Source organism: Kitasatospora sp. NPDC048298, assembly GCF_043201465.1.
In the GTDB taxonomy this organism is placed as follows: domain Bacteria; phylum Actinomycetota; class Actinomycetes; order Streptomycetales; family Streptomycetaceae; genus Kitasatospora.
The window spans coordinates 15,512-35,149 of the sequence record NZ_JBICYZ010000073.1; the positions used below are offsets into that span (position 1 = coordinate 15,512).

The 19,638-nt window shown below is 69.3% G+C and carries 15 protein-coding genes; 10 read left to right on the plus strand and 5 right to left on the minus strand.

Annotated features, from left to right (window positions below):
- Positions 1–22: 22 nt before the first annotated feature.
- The 3 genes from ACGF0D_RS36210 to ACGF0D_RS36220 are packed head-to-tail and all read right to left on the minus strand — an operon-like array spanning position 23 to position 3,984.
- The gene (locus tag ACGF0D_RS36210) at positions 23–1,456 is read right to left on the minus strand and encodes a glutamine synthetase family protein (protein ID WP_392923666.1); all 1,434 of its coding nucleotides are present in this window, start codon (positions 1,454–1,456) and stop codon (positions 23–25) included.
- The gene (locus ACGF0D_RS36215) at positions 1,453–2,952 is read right to left on the minus strand and encodes an amino acid permease (protein WP_392923669.1); all 1,500 of its coding nucleotides are present in this window, start codon (positions 2,950–2,952) and stop codon (positions 1,453–1,455) included. Before ACGF0D_RS36215 ends, ACGF0D_RS36210 begins: the two co-directional genes overlap by 4 nt.
- Before the next feature lie 51 nt (positions 2,953–3,003).
- Complete coding sequence (locus ACGF0D_RS36220) at positions 3,004–3,984, minus strand: hypothetical protein (RefSeq protein ID WP_392923672.1); 981 nt, start codon at positions 3,982–3,984, stop codon at positions 3,004–3,006.
- 419 nt (positions 3,985–4,403) lie between these two features.
- Between ACGF0D_RS36220 and ACGF0D_RS36225 the strand changes: the two genes are divergently transcribed.
- Together ACGF0D_RS36225 and ACGF0D_RS36230 are read left to right on the plus strand one after the other, a co-directional pair.
- On the plus strand, positions 4,404–5,804 hold the full coding sequence (locus tag ACGF0D_RS36225) for a helix-turn-helix domain-containing protein (RefSeq protein WP_392923675.1): 1,401 nt from the start codon (positions 4,404–4,406) through the stop codon (positions 5,802–5,804).
- A gap of 2 nt (positions 5,805–5,806) precedes the next feature.
- On the plus strand, positions 5,807–6,529 hold the full coding sequence (locus ACGF0D_RS36230; RefSeq protein WP_392923678.1) for a haloacid dehalogenase-like hydrolase: 723 nt from the start codon (positions 5,807–5,809) through the stop codon (positions 6,527–6,529).
- Between the two features lie 181 nt (positions 6,530–6,710).
- Here ACGF0D_RS36230 and argS read toward each other — a convergent pair whose 3' ends face one another.
- Positions 6,711–8,471 (minus strand): arginine--tRNA ligase, encoded by a 1,761-nt coding sequence (argS, locus tag ACGF0D_RS36235; RefSeq protein ID WP_392923680.1) that lies wholly within the window; start codon positions 8,469–8,471, stop codon positions 6,711–6,713.
- A 341-nt stretch (positions 8,472–8,812) separates the two neighbouring features.
- Here argS and ACGF0D_RS36240 point away from each other — a divergent pair, with 341 nt between their 5' ends.
- Genes ACGF0D_RS36240 through ACGF0D_RS36275 form a run of 8 tightly spaced genes read left to right on the plus strand, consistent with a single transcriptional unit; the run spans position 8,813 to position 18,628 of the window.
- On the plus strand, positions 8,813–10,624 hold the full coding sequence (locus ACGF0D_RS36240) for a hypothetical protein (RefSeq protein WP_392923682.1): 1,812 nt from the start codon (positions 8,813–8,815) through the stop codon (positions 10,622–10,624).
- 47 nt (positions 10,625–10,671) lie between these two features.
- On the plus strand, positions 10,672–12,681 hold the full coding sequence (locus ACGF0D_RS36245; protein ID WP_392923685.1) for a radical SAM protein: 2,010 nt from the start codon (positions 10,672–10,674) through the stop codon (positions 12,679–12,681).
- 23 nt (positions 12,682–12,704) lie between these two features.
- Complete coding sequence (locus ACGF0D_RS36250) at positions 12,705–13,892, plus strand: glycosyltransferase (protein WP_392923688.1); 1,188 nt, start codon at positions 12,705–12,707, stop codon at positions 13,890–13,892.
- Positions 13,889–14,929, plus strand: coding sequence for a radical SAM/SPASM domain-containing protein (locus ACGF0D_RS36255; protein ID WP_392923690.1), 1,041 nt, complete (start codon positions 13,889–13,891; stop codon positions 14,927–14,929). Before ACGF0D_RS36250 ends, ACGF0D_RS36255 begins: the two co-directional genes overlap by 4 nt.
- Entirely contained in the window at positions 14,922–16,574 is a 1,653-nt protein-coding gene (locus tag ACGF0D_RS36260) for a pyridoxal phosphate-dependent decarboxylase family protein (RefSeq protein ID WP_392923693.1), read from the plus strand. The genes ACGF0D_RS36255 and ACGF0D_RS36260 overlap by 8 nt, the downstream gene beginning before the upstream one ends.
- Before the next feature lie 5 nt (positions 16,575–16,579).
- A complete protein-coding gene (locus ACGF0D_RS36265; RefSeq protein ID WP_392923695.1) occupies positions 16,580–17,377 on the plus strand; it encodes a hypothetical protein in 798 nt (265 codons plus the stop codon).
- Positions 17,370–18,104: a sulfotransferase family protein gene (locus tag ACGF0D_RS36270; RefSeq protein ID WP_392923698.1), complete on the plus strand. Its 735-nt coding sequence runs from the start codon at positions 17,370–17,372 to the stop codon at positions 18,102–18,104. Before ACGF0D_RS36265 ends, ACGF0D_RS36270 begins: the two co-directional genes overlap by 8 nt.
- Entirely contained in the window at positions 18,101–18,628 is a 528-nt protein-coding gene (locus ACGF0D_RS36275) for an adenylyl-sulfate kinase (RefSeq protein ID WP_392923701.1), read from the plus strand. The genes ACGF0D_RS36270 and ACGF0D_RS36275 overlap by 4 nt, the downstream gene beginning before the upstream one ends.
- A gap of 10 nt (positions 18,629–18,638) precedes the next feature.
- Here the strand turns inward: ACGF0D_RS36275 and ACGF0D_RS36280 are convergent, their stop codons facing one another.
- Positions 18,639–19,496 carry a methyltransferase domain-containing protein gene (locus ACGF0D_RS36280; protein ID WP_392923704.1) on the minus strand — a complete coding sequence of 286 codons (858 nt, stop codon included), beginning with the start codon at positions 19,494–19,496 and terminating at the stop codon, positions 18,639–18,641.
- Positions 19,497–19,638: the final 142 nt, after the last annotated feature.

Consider the following 19,638-nt stretch of genomic DNA (forward strand, 5'->3'; position numbering starts at 1 on the left):
GGCGCCGCGGCCGACCCGGGGCTCATGCCTGGGTGAGACCGCGCTCCAGCTCGGCGTCGGTGACGCGGGCGGCGTGGTGGTCCAGGTCCAGGCGGGCGACGCGGGCCAGGTGCGCGGTGACCAACTCGTCGAACAGGTCACCGGCCAGCTCGCTGGTTTCGAAGACAGCCAGGGCCTCGGCCAGGGACTGCGGAACGGTTGGGGCGTCGCGGTTCCGGTAGGCGTCGCCGCTGGTGGCGGGCGGGGGCTTGAGTCCGGCCTCGATGCCGTGCCGGATCCCGGCCAGGACAGCCGCCAGCGCCAGGTAAGGGTTGGCGTCCGCACCGGGCAGCCGTACCTCCAGCCGCAGGCTGCGGCCGTGACCGACCACCCGCACCGCGCACGACCTGTTGTCCCGCCCCCAGGTGAAGCGGGAGGGGGCGAAGGAGTGGTCGGCGAAGCGCTTGTAGCTGTTCACGTACGGCGCCCACAACGGGCCGAGGACCGGCAGCACAGCCAGGAGCCCGGCCACCGCCTGCTCGCCCAGCTCCGACAGGGCGGTCCCGTCCTCGGGAGCGGAGGTCAGCACCGGGCGGCTGTCGACGTCGTGCAGCGAAACGTGCAGGTGCATCCCGCTGCCGACCCCGGTGGCCGGCGCCGCCATGAACGACGCCGTCAGGCCCTGCTCGTCGGCCACCGTCCTCGCGGCATGCTTGAACAGCAGGTGCTGCTCGCACGCCGCCGTCACCGGCCCGTAGGGGAAGGTGACCTCCAGCTGGCCGTGGGCGCCTTCGGCCTTCACCGCCTCGACGGGCAGGCCCGCCTCGGCGAGTACCTGCCGCAGTCGCCTGGTGAACTCGCGCACCGGCGCCGGCAGGTCGAGCGCGTAGTCGCGGTTGTCCCAGGTGACGGGACGAAGCCCGCGCCAGCCGGCCGCCGCCGCATCCCGGGTCGAGCCCTCGTAGAGGACGAACTCCGTCTCGACGCCCACCTTCGCCGTCAGACCGAGGCCGGCGAGGCGCTGCTGCTGTTCGGCCAGTACGGTGACCGGGGCGAGCGGGTGCGGCCACGACTTGCTGATCGGATCGGCGAGCACCAGGGCGGTGGACGGCAGCCACGGCAGGACGCGGGCGTGCCGGGTGTCGGGCAGCAGCCCGATGTCACCGAACCCGGACTCCCAGGAGAACGCCCCGGTCGTGGGTGCGGCCATCCCGAGATCGGTGCCGATCACGTACCCGCACATCTCCGGGGCCAGCCGCCCGGACTCAAGCCGCTTCACCAGCCCGGCCGCGTCGAACTCCTTGCCCTTGAGCCGGCCCTGCACGTCCACGGCCGCCAGCAGCACCGTCTCGACGCCGCAGTCGTTCACCAGTTGGCGCAGCGGCCCCGTCGGCGAGGCCGTCGCCGGGGCGCCGGCGGTGCGGTATCGGGCGGCTCGCAGCTTCACCGTTCGGCTGGTGCGTCGGCGGCTGGTCACACGACCTCCTCGGTCAGCTCGACCAGCTCGGCCGACCGCTGGACCGGCGGGGCGTACGAGCGCCCCGCGCGGATCCACCACGCCCACGCCAGCAGCAGCACCGCCAGGAGGGCGATCGGGGCGTAGTTGAAGGTGTCGACGGTCACCGGGTAGCTCTGCGGCAGGCACACCAGCACGCTCACCACGGCCACCCAGCCCACCGCGATCCACCCGATCAGCGGCCCCCGGCTGCCCAGGTTCCACGGCCCGGGCCGGAACTTCCGGCCCCGGCGCAGCCGCAGGTAGATCGGAACCGCGTACGCCGGCGTCATCCCCACCACATTCACCGCGGTCACCGCCCCGTACGCGGTCGTGCTGTACAACGACGGCAGCGCCAGCACCAGCGCCGCCCCCACCGACAGCCACACCCCGGCCACCGGCGTACCCGTGCGCTCCGAAACCCGACTCCACAGCGCCGATCCCGGCAGCGCGCCGTCCCGCGAGAACGCGAACACCATCCGCGCCGACGCCGCCGTCTCCGCGTTCCCGCAGAACAACTGCGCCACGATCACCACGACCAGGAGCACCTTCCCCCCGGTCGTCCCCAGCGCGTCGATGAAGATCTGCGCGGGCGGCACGCCGGTGGTGGTGCCGAGGACCGCGGCGTAGTCCCGGACGGCGAACAGCATGCCGGCGAGCAGGACGGCGCCCGCAATCCAGCTCACCCAGATCGAACGGACGATCCCGCGAGGCGCCGACACTGCTGCCTTGGTGGTCTCCTCGGACATGTGCGCGCTCGCGTCGTAGCCCGAGAACGTGTACTGCGCCAGCAGCAGGCCGACGCAGGAGACGTAGATTGGGTTGCTCCAGCCGGTGTTGTTGACGAAGTGCCCGACCACCCAGCCGGCGTTCTGGTGCTGGCTGGGCACGATCGCGAGCGCACCAACAATCAGGACGACGCCCCCGATGTGCCACCACACCGAGATCGAGTTGAGCACGGAAACCCGCCGCACCTCCGGCAGATTCAGCAGCGCGTGGAGCAGCAGGACGGCCGCGAAGATCGCGAACAGGCCGCCCGGGGTGGGCTCGTAGCCGAACTGGAGGTTGAGGAACGCCCCGATGAAGCTGGCGGCGCCGTAGTCGATGCCGCAGATGCCGCCGATCAGGCCCAGCAGGTTGAGCCAGCCGGTCACCCAGCCCCACCGCGGTCCGCCGAGCTGGTGCGCCATGAAGTACAACCCACCGGAAGTCGGGTAGGCCGAGGTCACTTCGGCGAGGGCCAGGCCGACGAAGAGAACCATCGCCCCGACGCCGATCCAGCCCCAGAACATCACCGCCGGCCCGCCGGTGTTCAGGCCGAAGGCGAACATCGTCATGCAGCCGGACAGGATGCTGACGACGCTGAAGGCGACGGCGAAGTTGCCGAACTCGCCCATCCTTCGGGACAGACGCGGTTCGTAGCCGAGTTGGCGAAGCCGTTCCTCGTCGGTCGGCGGCGCGGCGTGGGCGGGGGACATCGAGGTAGACCTCCGTATGGGGAGAAGGCGGGTAACGGGCAGGGAGGGCGATCAGGCCAGGGCGGTCGCCCGGCCGGCGAGGGCCTGCTGCCGTGCGGTCAGCAGCAGCGCCTCGGCCCGATCCGGCGACTCGGCGACCAGGCTCCACGGCGTCCTGGACGCGAACTGGCCCAGCGCCCCGAAGATGTCGGTAGCGGCGGTCATCTGGGCCGACGCCCACAACGCATGGGCGAGGTAGCTGAGATCGACAACCGGCCAAGACCCGGGCTCCGAAACGGCCCAACTCTCGTACGCACGCTGCGCACGGGAGAAGTGCGGCTCACGCAACCACTGCCGGAGCACGACCGCGTTGCGGCTCGGCTCGTTGCGGTAGTAGTCGACGGACAGGTACAGGGGCAGGGCGGCGAGCGGCGACCCGAACGCAGCCATCGACATCACCACGTTCACGAAATCGGCCGCCGCCGGCCGGGAGACCCGGTGCCAGTAGCGCAGCATCCGATGGTGGGCCTCCCGGTTGCCGGGATCGCGCCGCAACGCCTCGTCGAGCAGCCCCCACGGCCCGGGCGGAAGCATCGGGTCCGAAGAGCGACGCTGGTGTTCCGGCCGCTGCTTAGCGCGGTCCAGGACGGCCAAGGCGAGAAGGCACACCCACGGCACCGGGTCCAAGGGCACCGCCTGAGCGGCGGCCCAGCACGACTCGCGGGCCTCCCGCTCCAGGCCGGCGGCCTTCGGCGAGCCGGCCTCGGCCGCGGCCAGAGCATGCTCGACCAACACCCGGGTCCGCAGGACGGCCAGCCCCGGATCGTCCGGGTTCTCGTGGGCCCAGTCGCTGAGCACTGTCGACCGCGCCGCGACCAGCGCCAGCACCTGCGTCCGAGAAGTCCGCAGGCCCATCTGCTGCGCCGTGTTGGCCAGCAGCCGCTGTGTCGACAGCCAGCGTCCGGCCCTCAGGTCGTCCACCGCGGTCCGGAGCCCATCGTCGAACCCGGCAGGGTGGTAGACCGGAGGCCGAGTCAACGGCGCGGCGATCATGAAACGTCCTCCAAGCGTGAGCGTGCGAGGTGCGCGCGGCGGAGTCGCCGATCGAGTGCTCCTGTCCAGGAACTACTGGGAGTTGAGCCGGTCCGGAGTCGAGTGCGGACGCGACTCGGCCGGCTCATAGGAACTCTCGTGCGCCCGGCACGCGATGTGATCGCTTCCCCTATGGGTAACCGGCCGCCGCAGTAAGGTGCCTGAGTGTGTCGACGACGACCATTCGAGTAGTCATATTCGCGAAGAAATATGATCTTGACGGTCGCCTGCGGGAGGCCGGGGCTCCCGTTGATGGGAGGGGTGGGATGGTAAGGCGATGCGAGCGATGTGGGTGCACGCTCAGCCAGTACAACGACAGCGGCAGTGTGTGCGGACCTTGCGTACGTGCGGTCGCGGAGTCGTCAACCGAGTCCATCCCCATGCGGGTCTGGAGAGACGCGGCGGTGCGCAACAGCCTCGCCGGACTGGACTTCGGCGGGTTGAGTAAACGCCTGCGGGAGATCATCCCGCTCCGTCAAGAGGAGTTGGCGGGGATCACGGGGCTGACCCAGGGCTACCTGTCGCGGCTGGAGGCCGGCCGGGTACGGCTGACACACATCGAGCGGATCGTCGAGTTCCTCGACGCGGTGGGTGCCCCAGCCGACTTGGTGAAGCTGCCGCTTCGGTCTGCCGCGACCTCACCCGTCCCACGAGAGCACGTCAGTTCACCTCCTGCTCATGACGACATCGTCGGGCCGTGGACGGCCGACCGTATGGTGGCGGCACTGCACGATGCGATGCGAGGGGAGCCCGCCGCCATGCGTCCGAGTCGCCGTCACTTCCTACTCCTTGCCGGGAGCGCCCTCTCCGCCTTCATCCATCAATGGGGCATCGCCGACGCCGAGCCCCTCGAACGCGCGCTCGGCGGAGCGCAGGTCACCCCTGCACTCGCCGACAGCTTCCAGGGGACGATCGACAGCCTGCGCACCATGGACGCCAGCTCCGGCAGCGGCATGGTCGCCGGCCTCGCCCGCGCTCATCTTGAGGTCATCCGCGAGACGTTGAAGTCAGCCAGCTACACCGAGGAGATGGGGCAGCGCCTGGCCGGCATCGCCGCCGACACTGCCACCCAGCTCGGCTGGTTCCATTTCGACGCCGGACACCACGTCGCGGCCCAACGAGCCCTTCTGGCGGCGCTACGAGCCGCCCACGCCTCCGGAGACCCCCGCTACGGCGCCGGTGCCCTGTCCTACCTGGCCATCCAGAGCTACTCGGTCGGCAACCCCCGCGACGCCGTGACCGCGATGCAGGCCGCCAGGGCGAAGATCCGTCCCCTCGGCTCCTCGTACCTGGAAGCCATGCTCCTGACCCGCCAAGCACGCGGGCATGCCAAGCTCCAGGCGCAGCAGGCGTGCCTGCGCGCGCTCGGTCAGGCCGCAGAGCTGGCCGAGCGCGGCCCGGCCGAACAGGACCCGGGCTGGCTCTACTGGATGAATCGGGGAGAGATCCTGGGCCAGACGGGCAGCTGCCACCTCGAACTCGGTGATCACAAGACCGCGGCAGACCACTTCGAACAGGCCGCCTCCACCCTGAACCCCGCCGACCTCCGGACACGGGCGCTTTTCGCCTCGCGCGCGGCCTCCGCTCACTTCCTCGCCGGCGATCGGGACGGCGGCTTCGCGGCCGCCGACTCCGCTCTCAACCTCGCGGCGAACATCCAGTCGGTCAGGCTGAACGAACACCTGGAGCAGGCCGTGGAGCACCTCCAGACCATCTCCGGGCACCGGTCGAACGAGCTGATAGAACGATCACGACAAGTGATGGCGGCCAAGGAGTCGTGACTGTGACCAGCACCGTGCTCGTTCTGTGGGATGTCGACCGCACCCTCGTGTACGTCGGCGAGACCGACCGCGCTGTTTACCGCGAGGCGTTCCGCCAGGTCGTCGGCCGTGAGGCGACGAAGCTTCCTGAACGGGGAACCGGCCGCACGATGCCACTGGCGGTGCGGGAGCTCCTGGCGGCGAATGACGTCGACTGCGGAGACGCCGAGCGCTTCGCAGAGCAGATCGTCGAGTTGCTGCCCCAACTCCTTGCCGCCAAGATCGGGCAGCTGCGTTCCGACGGCCTGCTCATGCCCGGCGCGACTGCCGCGCTCGCAGCAGTCGATGCCCATCCGGCCCTCGTACCCACCGTGGTCACCGGCAACTTGCAGCGCAGTGCGGAGATCAAGCTCCGCGCCTTCGCCCTGGACCAGTACGTCGATCTGGCCGTGGGTGGCTTCGCCTCCGACGACTCCCACCGGCCGGCGCTGGTAGGCATCGCCCAACGGCGGGCTGCTGCCCGGCACGGAACCGCCTTCGACCGCTCGAACACGGTGATCATCGGGGATTCACTCGAAGACGTGCGGACCGGAGTGGAAGGCGGAGCCGCCGTGATCGCCGTCGCCTCCGGCACCACCACGGCCGACCAACTCGCCGAAGCCGGGGCAGACCGCGTCCTCGACAGTCTGTGCGAGCCGCAGTCCGTGCTGCAAGCTATCGCGGAGCTCACGAGCCGTCGCCTGTAGGAGCCTGCCTCGTCCGAGGCCCGTACGCACCCAGTCGCAGAGCTGCCGCGGAGAGGGAGCGACGCTGTCGGCACTGCTCAGGGGGACTCGCTCCGTGGAACCGAGAACTTGGGCACGGACGCCAGCAGGCTGGCCCGGGACGAGTTGTCCCGGGCCAGCCTGCTGGCGTCGCAGATCGGTTCTACAGCTGCTCGGGCGTTCCGATTCCGAGGAGGTCCATGCCTTGGCGGAGCGTCTGGCCGGTGAGCCGGCAGAGCAGCAGCCGGGTCTCCATGACCTCGCGACTTGGGGCCTTGAGAACGGGGCAGTGCTCGTAGAAGGTGGTGTAGGCCGACGCCAGGCTATGCAGGTAGGCGCAGAGGCGGTGGGGTTCGAACGTCTCCGTGACCAGGTTGATGGTGGCGCCGAACTCGTCGAGGAGGAGGCCGAGGGCGCGCTCGGCGGGCTCCAGGGCGAGGTCCTGGTGGGCGGTCGGGGTGACGCCTTCGGGGGCCTTGCGCAGGATGGACTGGATGCGGGCGTACGCGTACTGGAGGTAGGTGCCGGTGTCGCCGTTGAGGGAGACCATGCGGTCGGTGTCGAAGACGTAGTCGCGGGTGCGTGAGGTCGACAGATCGGCGTACTTGACCGCGCCGATGCCAACCTGCTTGGCTCGGTCTTCGAGTTCCTCGGCGGCGAGTTGAGGGCTCTTCTCCGAGACGACGGTACGGGCTCGGTCGACGGCTTCGTCGAGAAGGCCCATGAGGCGTACGGTCTCGCCCGAGCGGGTCTTGAACGGCTTGCCGTCCTTGCCGAGGACGGTGCCGAAGCCGAGGTGCAGAGCGCGAACCTCGTCGGGGAGCCAGCCGGCGCGGCGGGCGGTCTCGAAGACCATCTGGAAGTGGAGGGCCTGGCGGGCGTCAACGATGTAGAGGAGCTGGTTGGCTCCGAGCATGCCGACGCGGTCACGGATGGCGGCGAGGTCGGTGGTGGCGTAGCCGTAGCCTCCATCGCTCTTCTGGACGATCAGTGGGGTCGGTTCGCCGTCGGGTCCCTTGATGTCGTCGAAGAAGACGCACAGGGCGCCGTCGGAGCGGACGGCGACGCCGGAGGCTTCGAGGTCCGCGCACACGTCGGCGAGCATGGGGTTGTAGTAGCTTTCGCCGACCGCGTCGGCGTCTTCGAGGAGGACGCCGAGGCGGGCGTAGACGGCTTCGAAGTAGACCTTCGACTCGTCGACCATGCCTTGCCAGGATGCGATGGTGTCGGCGTCGCCGGCCTGCAACTCGACGACGCGCCGGCGGGAGCGGTCGGCGAAGTCGGGGTCGCTGTCGAACTTGGCTCGTGATGCCTTGTAGAGGCGGTTGAGGCGGGACATCGACGGGCCGGTCTCGGCAGTCTCGGTGTCGTCGCCGAGCTCGTCGGGGTGCTCGATGAGGTACTGGATGAGCATGCCGAACTGGGTTCCCCAGTCGCCGAGATGGTTGCGCCGGATGACCTTCTCGCCGGTGAACTCCAGGGCGCGCACGAGCGCATCACCGATGATCGTGGATCGGAGGTGGCCGACGTGCATTTCCTTGGCGATGTTCGGCTGGCTGTAGTCGATCACTGTGACACCGGGCTCGGCGGCACTCTGGACACCCAGCCGGGTGTCCACAGCACGAGCAGCCAAGCGCTCCAGGATCGCGCTGTCGGTGACGGTGACGTTGATGAAGCCCGGGCCGGAGATCTCCAGCTTCGCGATGATCTTGTCAACGGGCGCGTGTTCGAGGACGCGGGTGGCCACCTCGCGGGGGTTGGCCCGTAGAGGCTTGGCGAGGCTCATGATGCCGTTGGCCTGGAAGTCGGCGCGGTCGCTTCGTCGGAGCTGGGGGTCGCCTTCCGCGGCGTCGGGGAACGCAGTGGAGATCGCCTGAGCAAGGCGCTGCTGCAGCGCGTCGGCGATGGAGGTGACCGTAGCCATAGAACGAAGGACCACTTCTGTGAGAGGGCGGATCCGCGAACGAGCCGCGGGCGTCGCACAGCAGCCGCACCAGGTGAACGGTCGGCGCCGTGCGCTGATTATCCCATGCTCCCCGTGGACGAAGGCCGATTAAGTCCAGCCGGCGACCGCGTTGGTCGCTGCCAACAGAAGGAACAAGCAATGGACTTGAATGATCATCACAATCTGACACTCGCGCTTCCGCTATGCGTGGTCCGCGCGCTAGCGGAAGGCGGCGATCCAGTCTGGGAATTCGATCGAACGCACGGTGACGGAGCGGCTACGGTGGCAAGCCTGTGTGCGGCGCTCGGGAGGGGAGTGCGGTGAGCAGGGTCGTGAGGGGTGCGCGTGAATCGGGGAAGCTTGCGGCGTCTATTCGGCAGCTGTTCGACGGGGGAGGCGAAGGGGTCGCCTTCGACGGCCTCGATCTCGTAGACGTCGGTGGGCAGGTGCGTCGTTTCCGGCACCGCGGGCGTGATCTTGTGGCGAAGCTCCGGCCGCTTGAGGCCGCGCGCTCCGAGCGGGCCCTCGCTGCCGAGGCAGCGCACCGTCTGGGCCGATTGGTGGTCGACGGGTTCGGAACCGTCAAGGTCTGCGTCCCTGAGCTGGTTCCATTGCCCGGGCGGAGGGCTGCGCTGGTCTCCCCGTACCTGGGCACGCGCTTGTCCGTCGAAGACGACGGGGCGAGCGCCCTCTCCGCACCCGTCATCGCCGGCCTGCTGGTGGCCTTGCTCGATCGAGGAGTCGAGGCGTCGGGGTGCGTGCCACGGAACATGTTCCGCCGAGGTGGCGAGACGGTGCTGATCGACTGGGAGGACGCGCTTCTGGTGCCGGCCGGTGCCGCTCCGGACGGGCTGACCCTGATGAAGTGGGACATCGCCTGGTCCGACCTGCTCGGGCGCGATCTCAAGTTACGGGAGCGCATCCCTGTTTCGGCGCCGGACCGGGAGGTGGAGCTGGACGGCTTCGAGGCCGTCCTCGCGGGATGGTTGCCTCCGGCCATGACGCGGCGGGAGGTCCGCGGTTACGGGATCAGGGTGACGCTCGCGAGTGAACTCCCCTTGGAGATAGACGGATCGGCGAGCGCTGCCTCGCTGGGACACCTTGCTGAGGATGTCCTTCCTGCGGGGCTCGGCGTCTTCCACAGCGTGCTGACCGCACGCTTGCGCGAGCAACGCGGCGAGGATGCCTACGCGTTCCTGCTCGGGCGGTTGGACGCCCTGGTGTCCGGCCAACAGTCGGCCACTCCTTCACTGGAGTTGGAGGGGCTGAGGCGGGCCTGGGTGCTGGCGTTGTTCTCGGCTGTCGAGACATATCTCATGCCCGTGACGGGGTCGCCGTTGGAGCAACTGGCCGCGCGATTGGCCCAGTTGGCGTTCACGGGCGGTTGGGCGACGGCATGCGAGAGGGCCGCGGCGGCTGCGGAGATCACCGGCCGGCTCGCTGCCGTCATCCTTGCGGTCCTGCGGCTCGACGTGGAGCTGGACCTGCTGTTGCGGGGATCGTGTGCCCAAGGCGTGGTGGCCCGTGGCAGCGATGTCGACTTCGAGCTGAGCTCGGCCGAACACCCGGACGGCCACCGGCCGGTGGAGGACTTGCTGATCGAAGCGCTCGCCTGCCTCGGGCTGGCGGCCGAGGGATCCGCCGCGCGCCCGGCCGAGCGTGACCTCGTCAGCGCGGACAACCGCGCGAGCCGCGACCTGCACGAATGGTTGGAGCTCCGTCGGCCCGGCTCTGCACTCCAAGACCCGGGCTGGGCAATGGACTTGCTGCACCAGCCGTCCGCAGGTACTGTCGCTCGCCCGAGCCAGTACGAACAGCAGGGCCGCGAAAGCACTGCCAAGTACCTGTGGTTCGAGTCCCGGGCCGCGTTGGCGCGTCTTGCCTTCACCGCCTCGGACGTCTCTCGGATGCCTGTGACCCTTGAGGGGCAGCTCGCCGTCATCCCGCAGGTGCTCGGCGCAGAGGACGCGACCGAGCTGCGCGATCTTGTCCATGCCACGTTCGCCTTGCGGGAGAGGTCTGGCCTGGCGCGCCCGGACGAGGACCAGCTCATGGGCGAGATCGCCCGGCTCGCCGACCGACTGGACCGATTCCGCCAGCGCGTTGGACTGCCCGGCCCGAGAGACCTGTGATTCCGGTACCGCCCCGATCCGCACCATTCCCGACCGAGAGGTCCACCGTGATCAGTGACGCGATCCCACTCTCCACCAGTGACGCAGCGCATATCTCCTTCGCGGACGGCTACGTCTTCCACGTCCGCGGGGGCCAGATCACCGCCCCGGGCGAGCCGTGCCCGTGCGCCGGCCTGGAGGCGGTCCACCAGGTCACGGCCTACCGGGAGGCGTACCCGCAGGCCCAGTTGTCCCTGACCGACCAGTGCAACATGGCCTGCACGTACTGCTCGTTCCGCGACCGGGTCCACGCCGACGGCAAGCCCGTGACGATCCCCCTGGAGACGGTGGTGCAGGGCCTCGCGACCCACCGCAAGCGGCTCGGCGAGGAGAACGCGCGGTACAGCCGGATCGACTTCGGGCTCGCCGGCGAGACGATGCTGGTACGCCACATGCACGAGGAGGTCCAGGCCCTGGTGGAGGAGGGGCTGGCCACGTCGCCGGTCAGCGTGGTGTGGGCCGGGCCGATGGTCACCAACGCGACGCTGTCGATGACGGCCGAACTCGCCGACCGGCTCGGCCCGCCCCAGGACATCAGCCTCGACGGTCCCAAGGACGTCCACGACCGGGTCCGCTTCTACACGGGCGACCGGGGCGGCACCTACGACCAGGTGCGGCCCGTCCTGGACCGGGTGCTGGCCCGCCACCCCGAGATGGGCGTCTCCGCGGTGCTGACCGCGTACTGCACCGACTTCGTCGCGATCTTCCGCCACCTCTTCGAGGACGTCGGCGCCCGCAACATCTACATGAAGCCGGTCAACGCGACCCACGACAAGGACTACGCCCTCAACGCCGCCACGCTGCCGGCCTTCCGCCGGGGCTACGCAGACCTCGTCGAGCACATCCTCGCCCAGCCGCCGGAGGGCATCCTCGGCCGACTGCTCGCCCTGAACTCCGAGGACTTCTTCATGCGGTACTTCTACCGGGTGAAGGACCGCGCGGCGCAGGTCTACCGGTGCGGAGCAGGCAAGAGCGGCACGTACCTGGACACCAACGGCAACCTCTACCCCTGCGCGCACTTCATCGGGAAGTCCGGCTGGCACATCGGACACGCTTCCACCGGCGTCGAGGACAGCGAACGCAGCCGCTACCTCGACCTGGTCGTCGACGACCGCGACGGGTGCTCCACCTGCCCGTCGCGGTACGTCTGCGGCGGCGGCTGCTACTACCAGGCCGTGTTGGCGAACGGGGACATCACCAAGCCCGACGAGGTCAAGTGCGACCTGATCCGGTTCCTCACCGACCTGGCGGTCCGTCTCGTCATCACGTTGCGCGAGAAGCACCCCGAGGTGCTGGACGCCCTCCCGGCCCCGTACGGGCTCACCGACGAGGCCCTGACCGCACCCCCCGAGGCCGACTACGTGCCGGCGGCCCGCCTGCACGCGACCTCGGGCAACGAAGACGCGGTGATCCCGCTGGTTGGGCCGGGTCGTCTCCGGGGAGGGTTGGTGAACCCGGAAGGCCTGCGCGCTCGGCTCTCGCTCGACGACGGTCACCTCGCGGTCCGTCTGGACTTCGGGGGCACGCCCAGCATCGTGCGTGCCGTCCGAGTCCGGCTGCAGCCGCTGGGATCGGGCACCTTCACCCTGCACGACCTCGCCGCCCAACAGTGGCCGGGCGAGCAGCAGCTGAGTTGCAGCCGCGACGGCGCCCGGTGGCTCCAGGCCCCGACCGCCCGCTTCCGCCGCGTTCCGCACCCCGACCCAGTCTGGGAGGACGCCGTCGACGTCGACCTGTCCTGGGCACCCCAGCAGGTGCGGCTCACGGTGCCCCTGCCCGCACAGGAGCTGGTGGCCGAGCTGGGGGTGAACGTGTTCGTCGACTTCGAGGACGGCGGCTGGACCGCCCTGACCCTGCACGAGCCGTTCGCGCTCCTCGACCGCTCCCGCGCCGGAGTCCTGCGGCTGTCGGGACCGGAAGCACCCGTGCACCCGGAAGCGGCCAGTGTGAACGGGCGGATGCCCGCCGGGCTCACCCCGATCGGCCGCTGGGCCGGTCTCCAGGGCAACACCTGCTGAGGGGTGGAACGGTGCGCATCCTCTTGACGACCCACCGATTCGCGGACGACGCCGCCGGCGGCACGGAGATCCTGGCCGACGACCTGGCCCAGGCGCTGAAAGCCCGCGGCCTGCACGTCAGTTGGCTCGCAGCGGGCGAACCGCCACCGCCGCATCGCCGGACGGCCGATGAGTACCTGAGCGTGCCCGCGGCCTTTGCCGACGACTACCCCGTCGGCTGGCTCGCCCAGGAGACGAAGCAGGCCCAACGCATCGCGCAGGTGCTCGCGACGCGCCCGGCCATCGATGTCGTTCACGTGCTGCACTTCAGCCGCCTCGGCCTGGAGTTCCTGAACACTCCGTCCCTGCGAGGGGTGCCCGTCGTCGCGACGCTGACCGACTACACCGCGGTCTGCCCCGACCACCAGCTCGTCATCCGGTCCACCAGCACACAGTGCACCGCGACCGCGGCATCCCGGAACTGCCTCGAATGCCTCGACGCCCCCACGGACGCCCTCGACGACGTGGAGCGATGGCGGGTACGGAACATCGCCTGGTTGAACGACCGAGTACAAGCCGTGTGGACTCAGACACCACACCAAGCCGTCGAGTTGGCAACAGCGGGCATCGACATGGGCAAGATCGTCCGCGACCGGGCCCGCTACGGACTGCCCGCCGGCTGGGCGCCGCTCACCGTCAGCGGACCCACCGGAGGCTACCTGCTGTTCCTGGGCAGATGCTCACCCGAGAAGGGCCTCCATCTCCTGCTCGACGCCTACCGCAGCAGCCGTGCCCAACTCCCGCTGGTGATCGCGACCGTGCCGGACGACGGCAGCTATGAGGAACAGATGCGCGCCGACGCTGCCGCGGACCCCCGGGTGCGCTGGCTTCCCCCGCACTCGCGTACCGAGGTCGGCCCGCTACTTGCCGACGCGCGGGCCCTGCTCGTGCCCTCGCAGTGGTGGGAGAACCACCCGCTCGTGGCGCACGAGGCACGGGCCCTGGGCGTTCCCGTGTGGTCCTCGGCCGTCCCGTCCATGCGCCACCTCGCCGACGACCCCGGCATCCACCTCGTCGAGGACTACCAGGACCCGGCCGCCTGGACGCGGGCGATCGAGACGGCATCCGAGCGCCCGGCCCCCTGGGCGCCGTCGTTCGGCCGCCGGGCGCAGAAGTTCGAGCTGTTCGCCGACGAGACCGTCTCCGTGTACCGGAAGGTGGTAGCCAGATGATGCCCGAGGACACGCCGATCACGGTGCCCGAACGGTTCCAGAAGTTCCTCGTCACCGACGACTTCGACCGCTACGGCCTCACTCCCGGCCGGCCCACCCTCACTCCGCAGTACCTACAGGTGGAACTCACCGACCTGTGCAACCTCGCCTGCGCCGGCTGCCTGCGCGCCGTCCACGAGAGCAGCGGTGGCCACCTGTCGCTGGAAGTATTCGTCGCGCTCCTCGACCAACTCCCCGAGCTGGACCACGTCTCCTTCGTCGGCGGGGGAGAGGCACTGATCGTCGGTGACTTCGCCGCCTACGTCCAGTTGTGCACCGACCGCTCCGTCTTCACCTCGACGAACACCAATGGCCTGCTCGTACGCCGTCGGCTCCGGCCGGTCCTCGACGCCGGGCTCAGGCTGCTCGCCATCAGTGTCGACGGCGCGGACGACGTCACGCTCGGTCGGATGCGCTCGGGGTTGCGCCTCACCCAACTGAGCACGGCCCTGCGAGAAGCGGTCAGGCTGACCGAGGACCGGGCGACGGGGCTTTCCGCCGCGGTGACGCTCTCGACCGTGAACCTGGATCAGTTCCCGGCGATCGTCAACTTCGTCGCCGACCACGGTGTGAAGCGCGTGAGCGTGGAGAGCCTGCACCACTGGGGCGAGGACAAGACCCTCAACGCCGAGTCCCTGTTCGCCCTCCCACCACGGGACGTCGTGCCACACCTGGAGGTCGGGCTCGCACGGGCCGACGAACTCGGCCTGCAATTGTCGATCTTCGACTACTCCCGCCTCGCCTCCCCGGCCGCCGCAGATGCCGTGTGCCCCTGGCCGTGGGACGCCAGCTACATCACCAAGGACGGCGATGTCACGCCGTGCTGTGTCCACATGGAGTCCTCCCAGGGCAACGTGCTCGGCAACATCCACCAGACGCCGATGACCGAGATCTGGACCTCGCCGCCGTACCGGTCCCTACGGGACTCCTTCCTCCAGGGACCCGCCTGGTCCTCGTGCGAAGGCTGCGTGTATCGAATGGAGTTCGGACGTGCTTGACTCCCAACCGCCCGCCCTGCTGAGTAGCCGGCCCGTCGGCGAGAGCCGGAAGATGCTGCACCGCGCGGTCGACCTCGGACTCGACTTCGCCACCGGCAAGCTGCGCGACCACCGCGTACTGCGGCACGCGACGGTCCAGCAACTCATCGACCAACTCTCCGAATCGATCCCCGTCACCGGGAGCAGCGACGACCAGCTGATGAGCTCCCTGGGTGAGATCGCCCGCTGGTCGATCGCCCAGGCCGACCCGCGCTACCTCGCCTTCCCGGACACGGGCGACAGCCTCGCCGCTCTCGCGGCCGACATCGTCGCCACCTTCCTCAACCAGAACCTCATCGCCTTCGACCGCAGCGCGCCCGCCGCCAGCGTGATCGAAGCCCAGCTGATCACCTGGTTGCGGGAACTCATCGGCTACCAGGTCACGCCGTTGGCCGAGTACCAGGGACTCGCCTCGCTCGGCGGGATGTGGACCTCCGGCGGCAACATGAGCAACCACGTCGCCATCGCCGCCGCCCTCGCGCACACGTACCCCCAGGTCCGCCAAGGCGGCCTGCGCGCCCTTCCCGAACAGCCGGTAATCCTCCTCGCCGGCGGCGTCGAGCACTTCTCCTACCTCGCCGCCGCCCAAGCCCTCGGCCTCGGTACGGACGGGCTGCTGTGGGCCGATGCCACCCCCGACTTCACCAGCGACCCCCGCTCCATCGGACACCTGCTTGCCGCCCCACCGCCCGGCAAGCGGATCTTCATGGTCGTCGGAGTCGCCGGGAACTGCCGCACCACGGGCATCGACGACCTGCAGGCACTCGCCGACCTCTGCCGGCTACACGGCGTCTGGTTCCACGTCGACGCCTGCCACGGCGGAAGCCTGCTCTTCTCCGAGAAACTCAAGATCCAGCTCGCAGGCATCGAACGCGCTGACTCCGTCGCCCTCGACCCCCACAAGGGCCTGTTCGTCTCCTACCCCTCCAGCTACGCGCTCTTCCGCGACCCGGCCGCGCTCGGCAGCTTCGCCCGCTACCCGGACCGCGCCGACGACCCCGACTGCCTCGACCTCGGGCTGATCACCCCTTTCTACGGCTCCCGCGGCTTCGAGTCGCTCAAGCTCTGGGCCCTCATGAAGCACCAGGGCACCGACGGTATCGGCCGGCTCGTCGAAGTCCGGCAAGCCACCTACCAGAGGATGGTCGACCTGCTGGATCGCACCAACAGCTTCCGCATGCTCGGCACGTCCGACTTCTACCGGTGCGCGTTCGTCTACCTGCCCGACCAGGTCGCCCACGTCCTCCAGGAGACCTACAGCCGACCGGAACTCCACCCGGCGGCGCGCGAACTCGTCTCCCGCTACACCGCGGCCTTCGCCGACCACCTCTACCGCAGCGGCACCGTGGTCTTCGACCTCTTCGCCCTCCAGGACCTTGCCGACCGCATCGGACTCGGCACCGCCGCCAAGTACCAGGTCATGGGCATGTGCGTCGGCCATCCCCACATCGCCGACGAGGTCGAGCACGAAATCGAGCAGACCATCCTCGACCTCGCCCAGGAGTTCACCGCCGCCATGCTGACCGATGCCCGCACGATCCTCACCGCCCCGGTGCCCTCCGACGGCGGTGCCGCAGCGGACGTGACCGGACCGGCGGGCTGGTGAGTGCCGTGACCTACCCGCCCGCCTTCACCATCGCCTACCTCGTCCACAGCGACGTCGAACTCCTGCGCCGCACCATCCCCACCACCCTGGACGCCCTGACCCGCGGCACCCACCACCCGTACGACCTGGTCCTCGTCGTGGACGGCGCCGAAACCGCGCCGGTCGACGAGATCACCGAACTCGCCCACTCCACCTGGGGATTCGACGAAGTACGGCTACGCTGGCGCACCCGTCACCGGGCCTCCGGCGACCAGGCCAACAACATCCACACCCACTTCGTCACCGACAAGAGCCGCTTCCTGATCACCGTCGAGGGCGACGTCGTCGCCTTCCGCGACCCGGGTGCCACGGACGTCCTCGCCGAGATCGCCGACACCTTCGACCGCTGCCCCCAACTCGCCCTCGCCCAGCGCATCGACGATCACGACTGCTGGCAGTGGCGACTCGAAGAAGCCGGTCCCGCCCTCAGCGCCAACGCGCGGTCGGTCAACCGGGTCTCCTCCCACTTCCTGATCTACGACACCCACCGGGCACGGCCCGTCATGGCCGCGGCCGGCGGCATCCCCGGCGACCGGTTCCACGACGACGGCCAGAGCTGGATGAACTACGAGGACTGGCTCTCCCACACCTTCGCCCACCCGGCCGGGCCCGGCATCGGCTACCTTCACCAACTCTCGCTCCGAGTCTTCCACTGCGACGAGAAGACCGTTCCCGGCTCAGCCCACTACTGCCGAGACCTCGCGACCCGCCTGCGCGTCTTCGCTGAACGCGAGCAGCAGGCGAAGGAGGAGTTCCGTGCCTGACGACCGTCTCGTCCCCGCACCCGTCTTCATCCTCTCCCCGATCCGCTCCGGATCGACCCTGCTGCGCTGCCTGCTCGGCTCCCACCCTGACGTCCACGCCCCGCACGAGCTCCACCTCGGCGGCCTCACCGTCACGGTCGACGACGAGTTCACCGACCTCGCCATGCGCACCCTCAACCACGACCGACAGGACCTCGAACACCTGCTGTGGGACCGACTGCTGCACAGCCAACTCACCGCATCCGGCAAGACCGTGTTCGCCGAGAAGTCCCCCGGCAACGTCTTCATCTGGCAGCGGCTCGTCGACTGCTGGCCCGACGCCCGCTACATCATCCTGCGCCGACACCCGGTGGCCATCGCCGACTCCATCCGCCGCGCAGGCGACGCCACCGACCTCGCCGAAGCCGCCATCACCGTCGACAAGTTCGCCACCGCCCTCGACGAAGCCGCCGCCAACGTCCCCACCTCCATCAGCGTCACCTATGAACAGCTGACCGCGGAGCCGGAAGCGACTTGCAAGGCGCTGTGCAAGTACATCGGCATCTCCTGGGAGCCGACCATGCTCGACTACGGGCGCCACGACCACGGCCCGTTCATCTACGGCATCGGCGACTGGTCCCCCCAGATCATCTCCGGACGCATTCAGGACGCCACGCCGCCTCCGTCCGTTGCGACGACCCCACCGCTGCTCAAGCACTGGTGCGAGAAGTGGGGCTACTCGGCGTGAACCAGTCACGCTCCGCTGCGGTCTTCTGGCTCATGGGCCTGCCGGCCTCCGGCAAGACCACCCTCGCCCGCCGACTCCGCACCCACCTCCAACCCGAGCACCACGATTGCGGTCTCTACGACGCCGATGAGCAACGAGCCACCGGAATCCTGCGCGAACTCGGTTGGTCCCGAGAAGACCGCATTGCGACCATCGAGGCGCTCTCGCACGCCGCCAGTCGACACGCCGTGGGCATCGTCACGCTCGTGACCTCCACGCCGGCGGAACGACAGCTCGCCGCCGACCTCCTCGGCCAGCGACTCCACCTCATCCACGTTCGCGCACCCGAAGAACTCCGGTACGCCCGCGACGCCCTCCGACCCTCACCCGCCTACCGTGCGAACCCCGCACCTGACGCACCCGAGCTCTCCTGGACGGAACCCGAGTACCCGGAGCTCACCTTAACCACCACCGGTTTCGTCGATGTCTCGGTGAAAGCCCTCTGCACCTTCGCCGACAGCGTCCTACGGGGCGGTACTGAGTAGTGGATGACCGTCATGCGCCAGCGGGACGGCCCGGTGCGCAGCCACTATCAGGGCCGGGCAGAACGCCGTCCCGTATCTGCGGATCGACGTCGCTGGTCAACCGCTCACCCCGAGGACGCTCGGCGACCGCGATGAAAGCCAGCTCCGAGAAGAAGAATCCGCCCAGCCGGTCTGCCTCGCACACCGCCGCGTACCACTTCTCGACCTCGGCCGTACTGACCGACCCCCGACCGTGCCTGGCGGCGGACAACATTGCCTTCCGGACCTCGCTGATCCGGTCCGCCGCATGCCCTGACAGCTCGGTCGACCACGTCAACAACGGTTCGATACTCACCAGCCTCAACGGGCTCCGTGCGAGCAGCAGCCCGAGCTTCCGGCCGATCCGCCCGTCCGCGTGATCCATCCAGTTCTGCGCATCGTCCGCGAAGGTGTGGCAGAGCCGTCGATCAAGGTCTGCATCCGCGCCGGCGATCACCAGGGAATCGAAGTCCACGTGCGCGAGGATCGCTCGCCCGCCCGGCCGCAGGATCCGCGCGACCTCGACCAGCATCCGCTCCGGGCGAGGCAGGCACTCGATGGTGTTGTATGAAACGACGATGTCTGCGCTCTCATCCCGGCACGGCAGTGGGGTACGCAGGTCTGCGGCAAGTGTCACCACTGGACCGCGGTGCGATTGGAGCTCCTGCCGCGCCTGCGTCAGGAACGTGACAGACCTGTCGATCCCGATCAGCGTAGCTTCGGGAGCGATTCGGCTCAGCGCGAGAAGGGTCGGCCCGGAACCGCAGCCGAGATCGACGACCTGGCTGTGGGCCGTCGGTGCGATCAGCTCGGCAAGTCGGGAATGGATCGCCTCGGCACTGTCGGACACGACACGACCTCATTCTCTCGTGGCCCGCCTGCGTTCCGGGCGGCAGCCCATCTAAGACATATGCGCACAATATGCAACAAATTCGGCAGTCGCATTGGCGCGGGGGCTGCGTGGGACGGTCCCCGGCGGATCAGGTGGGCGG

What these genes read in the sequence shown, in the direction of transcription:
- ACGF0D_RS36225 (WP_392923675.1), top strand. Translation starts at nt 4,404, where the DNA reads ATGCGGGTCTGGAGAGACGCGGCGGTGCGCAACAGCCTCGCCGGACTG.
- argS (WP_392923680.1), bottom strand. Translation starts at nt 8,471, where the DNA reads ATGGCTACGGTCACCTCCATCGCCGACGCGCTGCAGCAGCGCCTTGCT.
- ACGF0D_RS36220 (WP_392923672.1), bottom strand. Translation starts at nt 3,984, where the DNA reads ATGATCGCCGCGCCGTTGACTCGGCCTCCGGTCTACCACCCTGCCGGG.
- ACGF0D_RS36215 (WP_392923669.1), bottom strand. Translation starts at nt 2,952, where the DNA reads ATGTCCCCCGCCCACGCCGCGCCGCCGACCGACGAGGAACGGCTTCGC.
- ACGF0D_RS36255 (WP_392923690.1), top strand. Translation starts at nt 13,889, where the DNA reads ATGATGCCCGAGGACACGCCGATCACGGTGCCCGAACGGTTCCAGAAG.